This window comes from Amorphoplanes digitatis, from assembly GCF_014205335.1.
GTDB lineage: Bacteria > Actinomycetota > Actinomycetes > Mycobacteriales > Micromonosporaceae > Actinoplanes > Actinoplanes digitatus.
On sequence record NZ_JACHNH010000001.1, the window covers coordinates 7,125,101 to 7,143,714 of the forward strand.

15 protein-coding genes are annotated in these 18,614 nt (G+C 72.8%); 11 read left to right on the top strand and 4 right to left on the bottom strand.

What is annotated here, in order from left to right; all coding sequences use genetic code 11:
* Positions 1 to 262 precede the first annotated feature (262 nt).
* The 7 genes from BJ971_RS31215 to BJ971_RS31245 all read left to right on the top strand — a co-directional run bounded on the left by BJ971_RS31215 (position 263) and on the right by BJ971_RS31245 (position 9,519).
* On the top strand, positions 263 to 1,459 hold the full coding sequence (locus BJ971_RS31215; RefSeq protein WP_184996729.1) for a PucR family transcriptional regulator: 1,197 nt from the start codon (positions 263 to 265) through the stop codon (positions 1,457 to 1,459).
* Positions 1,460 to 1,635: 176 nt separating this feature from the next.
* On the top strand, positions 1,636 to 2,808 hold the full coding sequence (locus BJ971_RS31220) for an acyltransferase domain-containing protein (RefSeq protein WP_184996730.1): 1,173 nt from the start codon (positions 1,636 to 1,638) through the stop codon (positions 2,806 to 2,808).
* Positions 2,809 to 2,845: 37 nt separating this feature from the next.
* Entirely contained in the window at positions 2,846 to 3,796 is a 951-nt protein-coding gene (locus BJ971_RS31225; RefSeq protein ID WP_184996731.1) for a beta-ketoacyl-ACP synthase III, read from the top strand.
* 52 nt (positions 3,797 to 3,848) lie between these two features.
* Positions 3,849 to 4,091 (top strand): acyl carrier protein, encoded by a 243-nt coding sequence (locus tag BJ971_RS31230; RefSeq protein WP_023359558.1) that lies wholly within the window; start codon positions 3,849 to 3,851, stop codon positions 4,089 to 4,091.
* Between the two features lies 1 nt (position 4,092).
* Positions 4,093 to 5,319: a beta-ketoacyl-ACP synthase II gene (gene fabF, locus BJ971_RS31235; protein WP_184996732.1), complete on the top strand. Its 1,227-nt coding sequence runs from the start codon at positions 4,093 to 4,095 to the stop codon at positions 5,317 to 5,319.
* A 25-nt stretch (positions 5,320 to 5,344) separates the two neighbouring features.
* Entirely contained in the window at positions 5,345 to 6,763 is a 1,419-nt protein-coding gene (locus BJ971_RS31240; protein ID WP_203709720.1) for an acyl-CoA carboxylase subunit beta, read from the top strand.
* A 107-nt stretch (positions 6,764 to 6,870) separates the two neighbouring features.
* Positions 6,871 to 9,519 carry a tetratricopeptide repeat protein gene (locus BJ971_RS31245; RefSeq protein WP_184996733.1) on the top strand — a complete coding sequence of 883 codons (2,649 nt, stop codon included), beginning with the start codon at positions 6,871 to 6,873 and terminating at the stop codon, positions 9,517 to 9,519.
* 42 nt (positions 9,520 to 9,561) lie between these two features.
* On the opposite strand, the gene BJ971_RS31250 is transcribed toward BJ971_RS31245, so the two are convergent.
* Entirely contained in the window at positions 9,562 to 11,301 is a 1,740-nt protein-coding gene (locus tag BJ971_RS31250) for a glycoside hydrolase family 3 protein (protein ID WP_184996734.1), read from the bottom strand.
* 65 nt (positions 11,302 to 11,366) lie between these two features.
* On the bottom strand, positions 11,367 to 11,858 hold the full coding sequence (locus tag BJ971_RS31255) for a DUF3145 domain-containing protein (protein ID WP_184996735.1): 492 nt from the start codon (positions 11,856 to 11,858) through the stop codon (positions 11,367 to 11,369).
* A 253-nt stretch (positions 11,859 to 12,111) separates the two neighbouring features.
* On the opposite strand from BJ971_RS31255, the gene BJ971_RS31260 reads away from it, so the two are divergent.
* Positions 12,112 to 12,441 (top strand): hypothetical protein, encoded by a 330-nt coding sequence (locus BJ971_RS31260; RefSeq protein WP_184996736.1) that lies wholly within the window; start codon positions 12,112 to 12,114, stop codon positions 12,439 to 12,441.
* Between the two features lie 81 nt (positions 12,442 to 12,522).
* On the opposite strand, the gene BJ971_RS31265 is transcribed toward BJ971_RS31260, so the two are convergent.
* Positions 12,523 to 13,185: a carbonic anhydrase gene (locus tag BJ971_RS31265; protein WP_184996737.1), complete on the bottom strand. Its 663-nt coding sequence runs from the start codon at positions 13,183 to 13,185 to the stop codon at positions 12,523 to 12,525.
* Positions 13,186 to 13,370: 185 nt separating this feature from the next.
* On the opposite strand from BJ971_RS31265, the gene BJ971_RS31270 reads away from it, so the two are divergent.
* The gene (locus BJ971_RS31270) at positions 13,371 to 14,312 is read left to right on the top strand and encodes an alpha/beta fold hydrolase (RefSeq protein ID WP_184996738.1); all 942 of its coding nucleotides are present in this window, start codon (positions 13,371 to 13,373) and stop codon (positions 14,310 to 14,312) included.
* Positions 14,313 to 14,451: 139 nt separating this feature from the next.
* Positions 14,452 to 16,575, top strand: coding sequence for a HelD family protein (locus BJ971_RS31275; protein WP_184996739.1), 2,124 nt, complete (start codon positions 14,452 to 14,454; stop codon positions 16,573 to 16,575).
* On the opposite strand, the gene BJ971_RS31280 is transcribed toward BJ971_RS31275, so the two are convergent.
* Entirely contained in the window at positions 16,572 to 17,492 is a 921-nt protein-coding gene (locus BJ971_RS31280) for an SMP-30/gluconolactonase/LRE family protein (protein WP_184996740.1), read from the bottom strand. The genes BJ971_RS31275 and BJ971_RS31280 overlap by 4 nt on opposite strands.
* Positions 17,493 to 17,625: 133 nt before the next feature.
* Between BJ971_RS31280 and BJ971_RS31285 the strand changes: the two genes are divergently transcribed.
* Positions 17,626 to 18,540 carry a cation diffusion facilitator family transporter gene (locus BJ971_RS31285; RefSeq protein ID WP_184996741.1) on the top strand — a complete coding sequence of 305 codons (915 nt, stop codon included), beginning with the start codon at positions 17,626 to 17,628 and terminating at the stop codon, positions 18,538 to 18,540.
* Positions 18,541 to 18,614 lie beyond the last annotated feature (74 nt).

Consider the following 18,614-nt stretch of genomic DNA (forward strand, 5'->3'; position numbering starts at 1 on the left):
CTGCCTCCTTCCCTGCCGGTCTTTTCGGTACCTGGTCTCATCGGCACCGCGGCGCCCGGTATTACCTCTGGAACGGGCGGATACGGGGCACTAGGACGACACACTGCCAGGTCACCGACCGAAATCGGCGCCGAGGCGCACCGCTATTACGGACAAATTCCCCAAAAGGTACAGAATTGAGATGTACGCGTGACCGCGCGGAACGGTACAACCTCAAGGCCCGCTCCGACCACGGCGAACAGGATCGTGACAGGCTGGGCCGGTGGCGAAGCCAGCGAAGACCGGGGGTGCGGGCCGGCGGCCGCCCCTGGCCGCCACGCTGCGTCGTGTCGAGGGCCGCGCCGGCGCACTGGCCACCGCCAGCGTCGCCCGGATGGACGAGACCCTGCCGTGGTTCCGGGACCTGCCCGCCGACCAGCGCTCCTGGGTCATGCTCGTCGCACAGGCCGGCGTGCGCTCGCTGGTGGAGTGGCTGCGCTCCGGCGGCACCGCGGCCGGCACCCAGGAGATCTCCGACGAGGTCTTCGCCGCCGCGCCGCGCGCGCTGGCCCGCGCGATCACGCTGACCCAGACCGTCCAGCTGGTCAAGGTCACCATCGACGTCGCCGAGTCCGAGGTGGCCAGCCTCGCCGCCGCGGGCGAGGAGGAGGCGCTCGCGACGGCCATCCTCAAATTCTCCCGGGAGATCGCCTTCTCCGCGGCCCGGGTGTACGCCCGCGCCGCCGAGTCCCGGGGCGCCTGGGACGCCCGGCTCCAGGCGCTGCTCGTCGACGCCCTGCTGCGCGGCGACTCCTCCGACGTGCTCGCCAGCCGGGCCGCCGCGCTCGGCTGGGCGGACGCGCCGCCCGTCGCCGTGGTCGTGGGGCGCTCACCCGGCGGCGACATCACCGCGGTGCTGCACAGCGTCTACCGGGCGGCCCGGCGCGCCCGGGTCGAGGTCATCGGCGGGGTGCACGGCGACCGGCTCGTCATCGTCATGGGCGGGGCCGCCGATCCGCTCGCCACCGCCGGGCAGCTCGCGGCCAGCTTCGGCGAGGGGCCGATCGTGGTCGGGCCCGCCGTGCCGTCGCTGGACCACGCCACCGAGTCGGCCCGGGCCGCCCTGGCCGGCTTCCGGGCCGCGCCCGCCTGGCCCGGCGCGCCGACCCCGGTCGCCGCCGACGACCTGCTGCCGGAGCGCGCCCTGGCCGGCGACTCCGAGGCCCGGCGGGCGCTGCGGCACGACGCGTACGGCGCGGTCGTGCGGGCCGGCGGCGGGCTGCTGGAGACGCTTGACGCGTTCTTCGCCGCCGGCGGGGTACTGGAGAGCGCGGCCCGCGAGCTCTTCGTGCACCCGAACACCGTGCGGTACCGGCTCCGGCGGGTCGCCGAGGTGACCGGGCTGTCTCCCCTGGACGGGCGGGACGCCTTCGCGCTGCGGCTCGCGCTCGCCATCGGCCGGCTCGACCCTGCGAGCTAAATCACTGCCGGCCCGAACCCGATCTGAAAGATCATTAAGCACTATGAGGTACCACTAATTCACCCCAGAATAGGACATTTTTCGGGAGTGTTTGTGGGAAACCTACAACGTTGGTCGTAGGGTTTGGTGGCGCGCAGCAACCCCGCAACCCGCCCCCATCCGGAAGAGTCAGCAACGTGCTCGCAGTCCTCTCACCCGGCCAGGGCTCCCAGAAGCCCGGCTTCCTCTCCTCGTGGCTCGACCTTCCCGGCGCCGAGGCCCGCCTCCGCTGGTGGTCGGCGCTCGCCGGCGTCGACCTGATCCACCTCGGCACCGAGGCCGACGCCGACGAGATCAAGGACACCGCGCGCACCCAGCCCCTGCTCGTCGCCGCCGCCCTGCTCGCGGCCGAGCACCTGCCGATGTACGACGTCGGCCTGGTCGCCGGCCACAGCGTCGGCGAGCTGGGCGCCGCCGCCCTCGCCGGCGTGCTGCCGGCCGAGGCCGCGATCACCCTCGCCGGGGTCCGCGGCCGCGAGATGGCCGCCGCCTGCGCGATCAAGCCGACCGGCATGAGCGCGGTCCTCGGCGGCGACGCCGACGAGGTGATCGCCACGATCGAGAAGCACGGGCTGCACGCGGCGAACCGCAACGGCGCCGGCCAGATCGTCGCCGCCGGCGCGCTGGAGGACCTCGCCAAGTTCGCCGCCGAGCCGCCGGCCAAGGCGCGGATCATCAGCCTGTCGGTCGCCGGCGCGTTCCACACCCCCTACATGGCGCCCGCCGAGCGGGCACTCGGCGCGGTCGCCGGCGGCGTCACCGTCGCCGACCCGGCCCGCATCCTGCTGTCGAACCTGGACGGCGCGGCCGTCATCCACGGCCGCGAGATGTTGCAGCGCCTGGTGCGGCAGGTCACCGCCGGAGTCCGCTGGGACCTGGTGATGCGGACCCTGCGCGACCTCGGCGTCACCGGCGTCATCGAGTTGCCGCCGGCCGGGACCCTGGCCGGCCTGGTAAAACGCGAGCTCAAGGGCGACGGTGCCCCGGAGATCGTCACGCTGAACACGCCGGACGACCTGGCCGCCGCCCGCGACCTGATCGCCCGGCACGGCACGGTCTCCACTCACGAGCCGACCCCCGCATTCCGGGTCGTGGTGGCGCCAAGCGCCGGTGTGTTCCGGCCCGCCGACGGCCTGGACGAGGGCGCCGACGTGCGTACCGGTCAGGTGGTCGGCCAGGTGGTGACCCGCCAGGGCCCGGTCGAGATCACCGCGCACGGCGCCGGCGTGCTCACCGAGTGGCTGGCCCACCACGACGACCCGGTGGCCCCCGGCCAGCCGGTCGCCCGCATCGGCGGACTGCTCCAGTGAGATTGACCCAGTCCGTCGCGATCGAAGGAGCAGCACGATGAACGCGGGTTCCCGCATCGTCGCGATGGGCCACTACCAGCCCTCGCGCGTGATCACCAACGACGACCTCGCGGAGATCGTCCAGACCAACGACGCGTGGATCCGGGACCGGGTCGGCATCGCCGAGCGGCGCGTCGCCGACGCCGAGTCCGTCGCCGACATGGCCACCTTCGCCGCGGAGAAGGCCCTGGCCGGCTCCGGGCTCACCGCCGCCGACATCGACATGGTCGTCGTGGCGACCTGCTCGTCGATCGACCGCTGCCCGAACGTGGCCTCCCGGGTCGCCGCCCGGCTGGGCATCTCCGCGCCGGCCGCGATGGACGTGAACACGGCCTGCTCCGGCTTCTCGTACGCGCTGGGCACGGTCGACCACGCCATCCGCGCGGGCGCCAGCCGCAACGCCATCGTCATCGGCGCGGAGAAGCTGTCCGACGTCACCGACTGGACCGACCGCACCACCGCCGTGCTGTTCGGCGACGGCGCGGGCGCGGCCGTGGTCTCCGCGTCCGCCGACGGCGAGACGCCCGGCGTCGGCCCGGTGCTGTGGGGCTCGGCGCCGGAGAAGGGCGACGTGCTGCGGATCGAGGGCTGGCAGCCCTACATCCAGCAGGAGGGCCAGAGCGTCTTCCGGTGGGCGACCACCGCGCTGGCGCCGTTCGCGCTCCAGGCCTGCGAGCGCGCCGGCGTCCGGCCGGACGAGCTCGCGGCGTTCGTGCCGCACCAGGCAAACACCCGCATCATCGACGGCATCGTGAAGCGGCTCGGCCTCGGCCCGAACGTCGTCGTCGCCAAGGACCTGATCGAATCCGGCAACACCTCCGCGGCGAGCGTGCCGCTGGCCCTGTCCAAGCTCGTCGAGCGGCGCGAGGTGCCCTCGGGCGCCCCGGTCCTGCTCTTCGGCTTCGGCGGCGGCCTCACCTACGCGGGACAGGTTGTCCGCTGCCCCTGACGGGGCTGAGAACTGTCCGCGAGTACCCCCACAATGAAAGGAACCCACCGCAATGGCAACCCGCGCTGAGATCACCTCCGGCCTCGCCGAGATCCTCGAGGAGGTCGCCGGGGTGAACCCGGACGACGTCGCCGAGGAGAAGTCCTTCACCGACGACCTGGACGTCGACTCGCTGTCCATGGTCGAGGTCGTGGTGGCCGCCGAGGAGAAGTTCGGCGTCAAGATCCCCGACAACGAGGTCCAGAACCTCAAGACCGTCGGCGACGCCGTCTCCTTCATCGAGGCGAACCACTGACATGAGCAGAACAGACGTCGTCGTCACCGGGCTCGGCGCGACGACCCCGCTTGGCGGGGACGTCGCGTCCACCTGGGACGCCATGCTGGCCGGCCGCTCCGGGGTGGGGGTACTCACCCAGGAGTGGGCCGCGCAGTTGCCCGTACGCATCGCCGCACAGCTCGCGGTCGACCCCTCCGAGGTCATCGAACGCGTCAAGCTGCGCCGGCTCGACCGCTCCGAGGCGATCGCGCTGATCGCCGGCCACCAGGCCTGGGCCGACAGCGGCCTCAAGGACTCCGGTCTCGACCCCGAGCGGCTCGCCGTCAGCTTCGGCAGCGGCATCGGCGGCGCGCAGACCCTGCTGGCCCAGGACGACATCCTGGAGGCCTTCGGGCCGCGCCGGGTCAGCCCGCACACCGTGCCGATGCTGATGCCCAACGGCCCCGCCGCCTGGGTCGGCCTCGAGCTCGGCGCCCAGGCGGGCGTCCACTCGATGGCCAGCGCCTGCGCGACCGGCGCCGAGGCGATCTCGCTCGGCCTGGACATCATCCGCTCCGGCCGGGCCGACGTGGTCATGGCCGGCGGCACCGAGGCCGTGATCCACCCGCTGCCGATCGCCGGCTTCGCCTCGATGCGGGCCATGTCCGCCCGCAACGACGCGCCCGAGAAGGCCTCCCGCCCCTGGGACAAGGGCCGCGACGGCTTCGTGCTCGGCGAGGGCGCCGGCGCGGTCGTGCTCGAGCGCGCCGACCACGCCGCCGCCCGCGGTGCCCGGGTCTACGCCCGGCTCGCCGGCGCCGGCATCACCTCCGACGGCTACGACATCGTGCAGCCGCACCCACAGGGCGCGGGCGCGATCCGGGCCATCACCAAGGCGCTCGCCGACGCGGGCGTGTCCAAGTCCGACATCGTGCACGTCAACGCGCATGCCACCTCCACACCAGTCGGTGACATGGCCGAGATCGCCGCGCTGCGGGCCGCGATCGGCAACCACCCGGTCCTCACCTCGACCAAGTCGATGTCCGGGCACCTGCTCGGCGCGGCCGGGGCGCTGGAGTCGATCGCCACGATCCTGGCGATCCGGGACAGCGTCGTTCCGCCGACCATCAACCTGGACGACCCGGACGACGCTCTCGACATGGATGTGGCGGCGCACAAGGCGCGACCGCTCGACATCCCGGCCGCGCTGAACAACTCGTTCGGCTTCGGCGGCCACAACGTGGCCCTGGTCTTCACCCGTGCGTGACCATCCGGCCGAATCGGAGTACGCCGTGACCCTGACCTCGGATCCTCCCGCCGTAGAAGTCGACCACCGCGATCCGGAGGGCCGGCTGCGGGCGGTCTTCGACGCCGGCTCGCTGCGCCTGCTCGCACCCAAGGACGACTCGGGCGTGCTGTGGGCACGCGGCGAGGTCGACGGCACGCCCGCGATCGCTTTCGCCACCGACGCCACCCGGATGGGCGGCGCCATGGGCGTCGAGGGCTGCCAGCACGTCGTCGACGCGATCGACACGGCGGTCCGCGAGCGGGTGCCGGTGCTCGGTCTCTGGCACTCCGGCGGCGCCCGGCTGGCCGAGGGTGTCGTCGCCCTCGACGCCGTCGGCCAGGTGTTCGCGGCGATGGTGCGCGCCTCGGGGCGCGTACCGCAGATCTCCGTGGTGCTCGGCCCGGCGGCCGGCGGCGCCGCGTACGGGCCGGCGCTGACCGACATCGTGATCATGAGCAAGGCCGGCCGGATCTTCGTGACCGGGCCCGAGGTGGTCCGCAGCGTCACCGGCGAACAGGTCGACATGGAACGCCTCGGCGGTCCCGAGCCGCACGGCCGCCGCTCGGGCGTCGTGCACATCACCACAAAGGACGACGAGAGCGCGCTGGCCGAGGCCCGCAAGCTCACCGTCCTGCTCGGCCGCCAGGGCCGGCTCACTCCGGCGGACGTCGCCGAGGGCGCCGGAAACCACGACCTGACCGAGGCGATGCCCGCCGAGGCCAACCGGGCGTACGACGTGAAGCCGGTGGTCAAGGCCCTGCTCGACGAGCCGGGCGTGGAACTGCACGCCAAGTGGGCGCCGAACATCTCCACCACGCTCGGCCGCTTCGGCGGTCGCACGGTGGGCGTCATCGCCAACAACCCGCTGCGCCTCGGCGGCTGTCTCGACGCGTCCAGCGCCGAGAAGGCCGCGCGGTTCGTGCGGATGTGCGACGCGCTGGGCGTGCCGCTGATCGTGCTGGTGGACGTGCCCGGCTACCTGCCCGGCGTCGGCCAGGAGTGGGACGGCGTGGTGCGCCGCGGTGCCAAGCTGCTGCACGCCTTCGCCGAGGCGGTCGTGCCGCGGGTGACGCTGGTGACCCGCAAGGCGTACGGCGGCGCGTACATCGCGATGAACTCCCGCTCCCTGGGCGCCACAGCCGTGTTCGCCTGGCCGAGCGCCGAGATCGCCGTCATGGGCGCGAGCGCGGCGGTGAACATCCTGCACCGCAAGCAGCTGGCGGCGGCACCGCAGGAGAGTCGCGAGCCACTGCGCGAGGCGCTCATCCAGGAGCAGCTGAAGACGGCGGGCGGCGTCACCCGCGCGCTGGAGATCGGCGTCGTGGACGACGTGATCACGCCGGAGCAGACCCGCCGCCGCATCGCCGAGGCCCTGGCGGCGGCGCCGGCCGGACGCGGCGCACACGGCAACATCCCGCTGTGACACACAGACGATGAAGGGGCGCCCCGGCCGGGGCGCCCCTTCGCCGTTCCTGGCGCTACGAAGATCGTCTTTGTGACGGATTGGTGACCGTCGGTACGGTGTGGCGCATGGTGGTGGGCCGCTGGGGCCGGGTGCGCCGGTACGGGTTGTGGTCGGGCGTGCCCGCGCTCGTGGCCGCCGTTGCGGGGTGGGCGGCGCTGGCGGATGACAAGCACGGGTGGACGGTGGTCGCGGCGGCGTTGGCGGGGGCGGCGGGTGCGTTCGGGCCGACCGTGGCGGATCGGGTGGCGGCGGCGCGGGAGCGGCGGCAGCTGCGTGCCGGCGCGGTGGCCGTGGTGCGGGTGGCGGATCTACCGGTGTCGGTGACCCGGTTGTTGCGCCCGGACCAGCAGGTGGTGCCGTTCTTCGGCCGGGGCTGGGTGCTGCGGCAGTTGGAGATGTGGGCCGGTGACCCGGATGCGGTGGCGGTGCGGCTGCTGACGGGCGCGGGTGGGGTGGGTAAGACCCGGCTGGCGCGGGAGTTGGCGTCGCGGTTGGCGGGGTGGCGGTGTGAGTGGATCAGTCCGCACGCGGAGGCGGAGACGACCGCGTTGGTCGCGTCGGGCGGGTTCGGGCCGCGGTCGTTGCTGGTGCTGGATTACGCGGAGGCGCGGGACCGGGCGGCGGTAGCCGAGCTGTTGTGGGCGGTGCACCTGGCGGATCGGGTACGGGTGGTGTTGCTGGCGCGTTCGGCGGGGTTGTGGTGGGAGAGCCTGCCCGCGGCGTTCGACCGGCAGGCGCATCTCGTGGAGGCGATGACCACCGCGCCCGGTGTGGTGGTCGAGGTCACGGCCCGGGTGGACGATGCACACGACCCGAAAATGATCGTGGCGGATGCGGCGGCGGCGTTCGCGGAGAGGTTGGGCCGGCCGGTGCCGGTACTGGCGGGGATGCGGGCGTGGCCGGTGGATACGCCGGTGTTGCGGTTGCACGCGGACGCGTTGGTAGCGGTGCTGGACGGTGCGCACCGCCAGGGTGATTACGACGTGCTGGGTGAGGTGCTGGGGCACGAGAGCCGGTATTGGCGGTTCACGGCGCGGCGGGCCGGGTTGTTCGGCGCCGGTGATGATCCGACTGCCGACCGCGCGGTGCGGCAGGTGGTGGGTATCGCCGCGCTGATGGGTGCGGACAGTCCGGCCGAGGTTGAGCAGGTGGTCCGGCGGGCGCCGCTGCTGGCGGAGGCGGACGCGGCGCGTATCGCCGGGTACGTGTCGTGGTTGTCCGGGCTGTACCCGGCGGGGCAGGGATCCGCGTTGGGCGTGGTACAGCCGGATCTGTTGGCGGAGTCTGTCGCCACGCGGGTGCTGACCGAGTGCGGCGTGCAGGAACGGGCGCGGGTGTTGTCCGGGTCGAGTGCCGCTCAGGCGGTGCGGGTCTTGACGGTGTTGGGCCGGGCGCGGGTGCACCAGGCCGGCGTGGATACATTGATCGATGCGGCGCTCGGGGTGGATGTGCCGGGCATGGTGGAAGCAGTCATCGAGGTGGGCGTGCAGTTCCCGGGGATATTCACGTCCCGGGTGGTGGCTCTGCTGGCGGACGCGACCATCGAGCACGGCTGGGCGCGACAGACGGCGGCGCGGGTGCCGTACCCCTCATTGGAACTCGGCCAGCTCGCGCTCGGATTGACCACGCACATCGTCACCGGGTTCCCCGCCGACACCTCGCTCGCCGATCGAGCGCACTGGGCCACCTGGCACGCGCTGCGGTTGGCGGAGTCGGGGCGGCGGGCCGAGGCACTGACCGCCAGCCAGGAAGCGGTCGACCTCTACCGGGAGTCGGCCGGGCTCAACCGCGACGCCTACCTACCCGACCTAGCCTTGTCGATGAACAACCACTCGATCAGGTTGGCGGAGTCGGGGCGGCGGGCCGAGGCGCTGACCGCCAGCCAGGAAGCGGTCGACCTCTACCGGGAGTCGGCCGGGCTCAACCGCGACGCCTACCTACCCGATCTCGCCATGTCGGTGAACAACCACGCGAACCGGTTGGCGGACGCAGGGCGGCGGGCCGAGGCCCTGATCACCATCCAGGAAGCGGTCGACCTGCGCCGGGAGTTGGCCAGGCTCGACCGCGACGCCTACCTACCCAACCTCGCCACGTCGGTGAACAACCACGCGATCAGGTTGGCGGAGTCGGGCCGGCGGGCCGAGGCGCTGATCGCCAGCCAGGAGGCGGTCGACCTCTACCGGGAGCTGGCCGGGCTCAATCGCGACGCCTACCTACCCAACCTCGCCACGTCGGTGAACAACCTGGCAGTCGACCTGGCGGAGGCGGGGAGGCGGGCCGATGCGCTGGTCGCCAGCCAGGAAGCGGTCGACCTGCGCCGGGAGCTGGCCGGGCTCAACCGCGACGCCTACCTACCCGACCTCGCCATGTCGGTGAACAACCACGCGAACCGGTTGGCGGACTCAGGCCGGCGGGCCGAGGCACTGATCGCCAGCCAGGAAGCGGTCGACCTGCGCCGGGAGTTGGCCAGGCTCGACCGCGACGCCTACCTACCCGACCTCGCCACGTCGTTGTGGAATGTGGGGTTCGTCGCCCTCAAAGTTGGTTGCGTCACCGACGACGTCGTTGCCCTGACCGCAGAAGGGGTTCGCTACTTCGAGACTCTGGCAGCCTCTGAACCAGCGGCCTTTGCGTCACGACACGAGGCGGCGGCAAAGACCCTCGCCGAGCTGCACCAAAGCCAGAATCCCGCTACTGACGGAACAGCGCGGTGACTACGCCGCTCGTCCCGTCGGCCGCCGGGCGCTGTCGCCGGATCATTTGACGCAGGCGCTGCGCGGCAGCGTGCCCACCTGCACCGGCGACTTCCCGGGCGGCGTGGCCTTGCCGGCCAGCACGTTCGCCAGCGCGGTCAGGGACAGCGGGCTCGACGAGTACGTGGCGAGCAGGGTCGGCGACCGCGAGCCCGCCAGCAGGTACGGGGTGTCCATCATGACCGTGACCGCCGCGTCCATGCTCAGGTCGGTCTGCCGGTCGCCGTACCCGACGAGGTGCACGACCGTGCCGCCTGCGGCCTGTACCCGGACGCCCGCCGCCTGCAACGCCTTGACGAGCCCGACCCGCGCCGCCTCCCGGCCGCCGGAGGCGCTCACCGTGACCGGGCCGCTGACCAGCGGGCCGGTGCAGGGGCCCCGGAAGATGGTGACCGCCGCCGCGGCGGCGTCGTAGACGACCGTCTGGTGCGCGTCCGAACCCACGGTGGAGAGCTCCGGACGCGGCATGGCGGCGCCCCGGAACTTCAGCGTCAGGATCCGGGTGGCCGCCTCGACGAGCCGCTCGCGCTTGAGGGTGCCGTTCCCGAGCGCGGCCAGGATGCCGTCCCGGGCGCCGGCCAGGTTCGGCGGCATGAGCAGCAGGTCGTTGCCCGCGTTCAGGGCGCGCACGGCCGCCTCGCCGGGCGGCCACTTCATCGCCGGTGGCATGTTCATCGCGTCGGTGATCGCGACGCCGGTGAACTTCAGCTCGGTGCGGAGCAGGTCCGTCATGATCTTGTGGGAGAAGGTCGCGGCCACGCCCTTGTCGAGGGCCTGGACGTCGATGTGCCCGGACATCACCACGCCGGCGCCCGCGTTGATGCCCGCGGCGAACGGCGGCAGGTCCTCGGCGGCGAGCTGCTCCTTCGTCTGCGCGACCACCGGCAGCCCGTCGTGGCTGTCACCGGTGGTGTGCCCGTGCCCCGGAAAATGCTTGAGGGCCGCCGATATCCCGGCGCCCTGTATGCCGCGGACGGCCGCCTGCACCTGTGCGGAGTTCGCCTTCGGGTCGGCGCCGAACGAGCGGGAGCCGATCACCGAGCTGCCCTTGGGCCCGAGCGTGTCGGCGACCGGCGCGAGGTCGAGGTTGACACCCATCGCCGCCAGTTCCTCGCCCGCGGCGCGCCAGGCGCCCTCGGTCAGCTCCGGCCGGCCGGCCGCGCCGAACGCCATCGCGGACGGCAGCAGCGTCACGCCCTGCCGGATCCGGGTGACCACGCCGTACTCCTGGTCGGTGCCGACCAGGAGCGGCGCGCCGCCGGGCAGCTGGGCCGCGGCCCGTTGCAGGCCGTCGGTCAGGCCGCGGACCTGCTTCGGGTTCTCCACGTTCGTCGCCGGGTTGGTGGCGCCGGTCGGGTCGTCGGGCGTGAAGCCGACCAGGATCAGGCCGCCGAGCCGGAACTTCGTGATCATCTCGGCCGGGGTGTTCACGCCGGCGATGTTCTGGTTGCCCGCGGCGGCGGTCTTGTCGACCCGGTCGGCCGTGTCGCCGTACGCATAGGGCATCAGGACCTGGCCGGCCAGGTCCTGATCGGTGAAGGCGGCGACCGCGGCCCGCGCCAGCGTGGCGGGGTCGCCGGTCGGGCGCGGCGGGACGCTCGCCGACGGCGGGACGGCCGGCGCGGACGCCGGGCCGGGCGCCGGCGGCGGTGCCGGCGCCGACGGCGTGTCGCTGCCGCAACCCACAAGCATCGCCAGGGGTACGGCCACAGCCACGCGGAGCGCCCTATTCACGGCCGCCATTGGATCAGCTCCCGGCAACTTCGACAAACGGCGTCGTCCGGGGCCGCGGATGCCTGCCCCGGCGCCTACCCCACGCGGGTCAGCAACGTTACCGGCGCGCCGTCTCCGGCGTAGCGGTACGGCTCGAGTTCAGCATCCCAGGCGGTGCCGAGCGCCTTCTCCAGGGCGTGCGAGAGCGCCTCGGGAGCCCTGGCGGTGGCCATGATGGCCCGCAGCCGGTCCTCGCCGATCTGGATGTCGCCGGACGCCCCGATGGTGCCGCGGAACAAGCCGCGGCCGGGTACGTGCATGAACCGCTCCCCGTCGACACCGGGGCTCGGTTCCTCGGTGACCTCGAAACGGACCATGGGCCACTGCCGGAGGGCAGCAGCCAGTTCCGCGCCGGTCCCAGGCCTTCCGGTCCAACTGCACTCGGACCGCCGCATGCCGGGGTCGGCCGGCTGCGCAGTCCAGTGCAGGTTGACCGCGGCCGTCAGGACGCGCGCGATCGCCCACTCGACGTGCTGGCACACGGCGAGTGGAGTCGAGTGGACGTATACGACGCCACACGTTGGCACGGTGACCTCCCGGAGACCGAGGTGCGTCTTCCCCTACGACCTCGACCGCGGTTGATCGTGCTCCATGATGCCGGGTGGTGCGGATGGTGCGCCAGAGAAACCGCAATATCGACATGTGCAGTGCCGTACCGGCACACCTGACCTAACGGCCGAACCGGCTCCGGCGGTGCGGCCGTGCCGGGGTCGTGTAGGCTTGCTGCGGCATTTTCTGCCGACAAACTTTGCCGAGAATCATTTAGCTAGGAGTACCGCCGTGGCGAGCAACACCTCTAAGACCGCCCGCGCATCAGTCCGCGCCGGCCAGGCCGGTAAGGGCGACGCGCTGAGCGTGCTCGGCGAGTTCAAGTACCTCATCCCGCTCGCCGAGGGCCGCTTCGCCTACGTGCGCAACCTCACCAACGGCAAGACCCACCACCTGCGCACCGACTCGGACGCCTTCGTCGAGGAGATCCGCACCCTCGCGACCGCCGGGCACGGCGCCAAGATCCGCGCCGAGCTCGCCTCGCTCAACGAGTCGTTCCCCGCTCACGGCTGGGGCACGACCGAGAAGCGCCTCGAGGACGCCGGCGTCTTCGGCGGCTGAGCCAGACGACACAGGGACGCTCCCCGGGCAGACCGCCCGGGGAGCGCCTTTTTGCAATTGCCGAAGATCAAGACAAGTTGATCAGGGCAGCAGGTCGACCCAGCCGGTGTCGAGGTCGTAGACCGCGCCGGCCACCGCGACCCGGCCCTCGGCGATCGCGTCCGCCACGCCGGTGACGTCGCGCATGCGCCGGACCGTGCGGGTCACGTGCGCGCGCATCGCCTTGGCGGCGACGTCCGGGTCGTCCAGGCCGACCGCGTGCACCGCCGGTGCGATCTCGTCGACCAGGTAGCCGACGTCGCCCTCCGGCCGCTCCCCCGCGCGCAGCGCCGCGATCGTCGCGTCCACCGCGCCGCAGCGGACGTGGCCCAGCACCATCACCAGCGGCACCTTGAGCGCGGAGACGGCGAAACCGACCGAGCCGAGCACCGCGCGATCCACCACGTGCGCGCCGGAGCGGACCACGCAGATCGACCCGAACGTCTGGTCGAAGATCGCCTCGAGCGGCACCCGCGAGTCGATGCAGCCGATCACGACCGCGTGCGGCAGCTGCCCGCCCGATGACGCGGCGGCGGCGGCGACGTCGTGGCCGTGCTCGGGACGGCCGCTGACGAAGCGGCGGTTGCCGGCGACGAGCGCCGCCAGCGCGTCCGCCGGCCGGACGATGCGAGCCGGTGCGGTGCTGACCGGGGCGGTCGAAACCGCCACCCGGGTCGCCTTGTCACCAGGTGAGATACCCGTCATGCGTCAGATTCTCTACGAGTGACGGGCTACCGACAGCGTATGCGAGCTACATCACCCGAGCCGTACGATTATCCCGAACGACCGTTCAGCGCAAGATCCGGATGGCCAGTGGCAATTCCGGAAATCACGAGTGATGCTTATTACCCGTGGGTACGACGGGGGCCGTGCGAAACACGGAGGTGCCCATGCCCGAGCGCTCGAAGCTCATGCTTCCAGACCGCGTCCGGTTGAACGTCGAGACGAGCGGGCCGGCGGACGCGCCGGTGACCGTCGTGCTGCTGCACGGCTGGTGCCTCGACCGGCGTACCTGGCATTACCAGCTCAGCGCCCTTGAGGCCACCGATGCCCGGGTGATCGTGTACGACGCCCGCGGGCACGGACGGTCCTCGGCGACCCGGCGGCACGCCGCGACCCTCGGGCAGCTCGGCGACGACCTGGCCGAGGTGCTGCGGGTGTACGCGCCGCACGGCCCGATCGTGCTGGTCGGCCACTCGCTGGGCGGCATGACGATCATGGAGTACGCCGACTCCCACCCGGACGAGTTCGCGGCCCGGGTGGCCGGCCTGGTCTTCGTGTCGACGACGGCCGAGGGCGCGACGCACACCAGCTACGGGTTGCCCACCGCGCTCACCTCGATCCTGCGGGCCGCCGAGACGACCGGCGCCGGGCTGCTCGCCCGGCTCGGCGTGTGGCGCCCGCACCGCGCGATGCTGCCGGCCCTGCGCCCCGCCGTGCGCTGGCTGCTCTTCGGCGACGGCTACCGGTCCGCCGACCTGGACATCACGATGTCGGCGTTCGGGTGGGCGTCGCTGCGGTCGATCGGCGGGTTCCGCGCCTCGGTCGGCGCACAGCAGCGGCTGGAGACGCTCGCCGCGCTCGGCGACGTGCCCGCCGCCGCCCTGGTCGGTGACCGGGACCGGCTGACCCCGCCGCCGTGCGCGGAGTCGATCGCCGACGCCCTGCCGGGCACCGAACTGACCGTCTTCGCGGGCGCCGGCCACATGCTGATGATGGAGCGCCCCTTCGAGGTCTCCGCGGCGGTGCTGGCCGTGGCGGCACGCGCCGCCAAGAGGCTACCGGCGAAACGCCGCCGGGAACCCCGTATCGGCTACGACCAGGCGGCCTGAGCCCCGATTTACCAGGTCAAGCGTTTGCGGGCGTGCCGACGTCGACGGGGGTACCGCGGCAGGAGTAAGTTCGATTGCCCCCTGGCGCCGGTGCCGGGCGGCGTCAGCACGCGGAACACCAGCGGGGAGCACAACCGACTTGAGCGACGCCACCGTTCTGCAGCAGGAGATCGCGGTCGAGCAGGAGCACGTCGACCGGGTCTACACCCGGCTCGCCGAGCTGCGCAAGGACGCGTCCCGGGCCGAGAAGGAGGGCTACCAGCTCGCCGGGGTCGGCACCTTCGGCGCGCTGGTCGAGCGCGACGCGATGGTCTACCACCGCGCGCGGCGCCGGCACGCCCTGGACGCCGAGTACGAGGGCCTCGTCTTCGGCCGCCTCGACCTGGGCACCGGCGCGGTGCACTACGTCGGGCGCATGGGCATCCGCGACGAGAACTCGCAGTCGCTGGTGGTGGACTGGCGTGCGCCGGCCGCGGCGGCGTTCTACCGGGCCACCCCGGCCGACCCGCTGGGCGTGGTCCGGCGCCGGATGATCCAGTCCACCCGTGAGCGGGTCACCAACATCGAGGACGACCTGCTGGATCCCGAGGCCGCGCCCGCGGACATGCGGGTGGTCGGCGACGGCGCGCTGCTGGCCAGCCTCTCCAAGGCCACCGGGCGCGGCATGCGCGACATCGTGGCGACCATCCAGCGCGAGCAGGACGACGCGATCCGCTCGCCCGCCTCGGGCGTGACGATCGTGACCGGCGGCCCCGGCACCGGCAAGACCGCCGTGGCGCTGCACCGGGCGGCGTACCTGCTCTACGCCGACCGCAGCCGGTTCGCCGGCGGCGGCATCCTGGTGGTCGGCCCGTCCGGGGTGTTCGTCAACTACATCGCCACGGTGCTGCCGTCGCTCGGCGAGGACACCGCGACGCTGCGCTCGCTCGGCTCGCTGGTCGCGGGCTACGACGCCGCCCGCACGGACCCGACCGACGTGGCGGCGCTCAAGGGCTCGCTGCGGATGCGCCGGGTGCTCGAGCGGGCCTCGCACGACGCCGTGCCGGGCGGCCCGACCGAGCTGCGGCTGCTCTACCACGGCGCCCTGCTGCGCCTGGACGCCGGCGACCTGGACCGGATCCGGCGCAAGGCGCTGCCACGCGGCGCCCGCCGCAACGAGGTGCGCGGCACCGGCTTCGACCGGATCTTCGACGCGCTCTGGGCGCAGGCCAAGGGCTCGGTCCGCAACCTGCCGGAGAAGCGGGAGTTCGAGGCCGAGCTGGCCGACCGCGGCGACTTCCGGGACTTCCTGCGCGCCTGGTGGCCGCGGTTCACCCCGATGCGGGTGCTGCGCTGGCTGGCCGAGCCGGCCCGGCTGCGGGCGTACGCGAACGGGCTGTTGTCGCGCGAGGAGATCGCGCTGTTGCAGGGCTCGTTCGACGGCCTGGCCGCGGACGGCCCGACCATCTCCGACGTGGCGCTGCTGGACGAGCTGGACGAGCTGATGGGCCGCCCTCGGCAGCCGCAGCGCAAGAAGGGCAACCCGTTCCACGTCCGCGACGGGGTGCAGGAGGTCAGCACGTTCGCGGACCGGCAGGCGGCGGCGCGCGCACAGGTGGTCCGCGACGAGGACTACCGCGACTACGCGCACGTGGTCGTCGACGAGGCGCAGGACGTGTCGCCGATGCAGTGGCGCATGATCGGCCGCCGGGGCGCGTACGCGTCGTGGACGATCGTCGGCGACCCGGCGCAGACGGCCTGGTCCGGCGACCCCGAGGAGCTGGACCGCTCGCGCGACCGGGCGCTCGGCTCGCGGCGCCGCAACAGCTACTCCCTGACGACCAACTACCGGAACTCGTCGGAGATCTTCGCGGTGGCCGCCCGGGTGATCCGCACAATCATGCCGGACCTGCCGCTGCCCTCGGCGGTGCGCAGCACCGGCGTCGAGCCGGTCGACCTGGTCGTCGGCACCGCGCAGCTACCGGACGCGGTGCGCGAGTCCGCGGAGAAGCACCTCTCCGATGTGGACGGCACGATCGGCGTGATCACACCGGTGCCGCGGCGCGACGAGATGGCGCGGTGGGTGGCCGGGCTGCCCGAGCGGATCCAGGTGGTGACCGCGCTGGAGGCCAAGGGCATGGAGTACGACGCGGTCGTGCTCGTCGAGCCGGCCGAGATCGCCACGGACGCCAGCGGCACCCGCACCCTGTACGTGGCCCTGTCGCGGGCGACCCAGCGCCTCACGACGGTGGGCACCCGCGACTGGACCAGGACGGGCGGTTAGGGCCGCGGCACCGCGACGGCCGTGTACGGCGTGGTCGGCGTCGGCGGCGTGGTGAAGCGGGCGTTCGGCAGGTAGAAGCGCTTGCCGTACTCCGCGATGGTGGTGGGCACGTCGAAGCGCGGGTCGGTCGTGCGGCTGACGACCTCGCCCCGGGTGGCGCGCCGGTCCAACTGGATCCGGGTGATCACGTTGAGCCGGTTCTGCACGACGTAGAGCGTGCGGCCGCGCAGCAGCATGCCGTCGCCGCCCGGCACGGACTCGCCGCCCAGGTCGATCTCGGTGGTCACGCCCGCGTACGACGTCCGGAACAGCTTGCCCGTGCCGGACTGCACGATGATCAGGCCGCGGCCGTCGGGCGTCGCGGTGATGCCGTTCGCGTTGATGCCGGCCTGGTGCACGATGGCGCCGGTCAGCGGCACCGGGGTCGCCGCGGCCGGTAGGCCGCCGTCGCGGCCCAGCGCGAGCCGGAAGAGCACCGGGTTGTTCGAGTCGGTGAACCAGGCGGCGCCGCCGGTGAGCACCACGTCGTTGATGAACGCCGGGACGGTCTGCAGGGTGTATGACCTGAGCACCGCGCCGGTGGCGGCGTTCAGCACGCGGGCGTCGCCGCCGTTGCCGCCGGCGACGAAGAGCCGGCCGCGGCCGTCGATCTTGAGGCCGAGCGAGGGCGTGCCGGGACCCTGGCTGATCACCTCGCCGCGGCCGGTGCGCAGGCCGGCCCGGTAGATGTCGCCGTCGACCCGGGAACCGAAGTACGCGTACGGTGCCGCGCCGATCGCGATTCCCTCGGGCTGGAAGCCGTCGGGCAGCGCGATGGTGGCCGGGCCCGGGGAACGATGAGTAGCACCCGCGGGGGTGGCACCGGCCACGACCGCGAGTGCGGCCGCGGTGACGAGCGCGAGAATACGTCTGGACACGAGCAATTCCTTCCAGGCGGGTTCGGTCTGTCGTCACCCTGTACCCCGGCAATGGCAACCGAGTTCAACTTGCATACATAGCGATGTGAACATATATTTGCCGAGGTTCGGCGGAGCGTTGGAAGGCAGGCCCATGGGAGCCGGGCACGACCACGGAGGCCAGGCGCTGCGCGCCGGCGAGCGGCACCGGTCCCGCCTCTGGTGGGCGGCCGGACTACTTGCCACGTTCATGCTGGCCGAGGCCGCCGCCGCGCTGCTGACCGGCTCGCTGGCGCTGCTCTCCGACGCCGGGCACATGTTCACCGACGTGCTGGGCATCGCCATGGCGCTGGCCGCGATCACCGCCGCCGGCCGGGCCGGCGTGGACTCCCAGCGCACCTTCGGGCTCTACCGGCTCGAGGTGCTCGCCGCCCTGGGCAACGCCCTGCTGCTGACCGGCGTCGCGGTCTATGTGCTGATCGAGGCGGTGCGCCGCTTCGCCGATCCCCCGCACGTGCCCGCCGGGCCGATGCTCCTGGTCGCCACCGGCGGCCTCGTGGTCAACATCGTCGCGTTCCTGCTGCTGCGCTCGGGCGCCAAGGAGAGCCTGAACGTGCGCGGCGCGTACCTCGAGGTGGTCGGCGACCTGCTCGGCTCGGTCGGCGTGATCATCGCGGCCGGGATCATCGCGGTCACCGGCTGGTCGTACGCGGACCCGATCGTCGCCGTGATCGTGGCGCTGATGATCCTGCCGCGCACGTTCGCCCTCGGGCGCTCGGCGGTGCGCATCCTGGTCCAGGCCGCGCCCGCGCACCTCGACGTCACGGTGGTGCGCGACCGGCTCGCGGCCGTTCCCGGCGTGCGCGACGTGCACGACCTGCACGTCTGGACGCTCACCTCGGGCATGGACGTGGCCTCGGCGCACCTGCGCCTCGAGCCGACGGCCGAACTCGGCACGGTGCTGGCCACCGCCCGCGAGGCGCTGCACGACGAGTTCGAGATCGAGCACGCGACCCTCCAGGTCGAGCCGGTCACCACCGGCGGGTCCTGCACGCCGGCGGGCTGGTAGCAACCGCGGCGAAGCCACACGAGGGCGGCCGTGAGCTGCCTAGACTCCTCGATGACGCCAAATCGCGGGGGGAC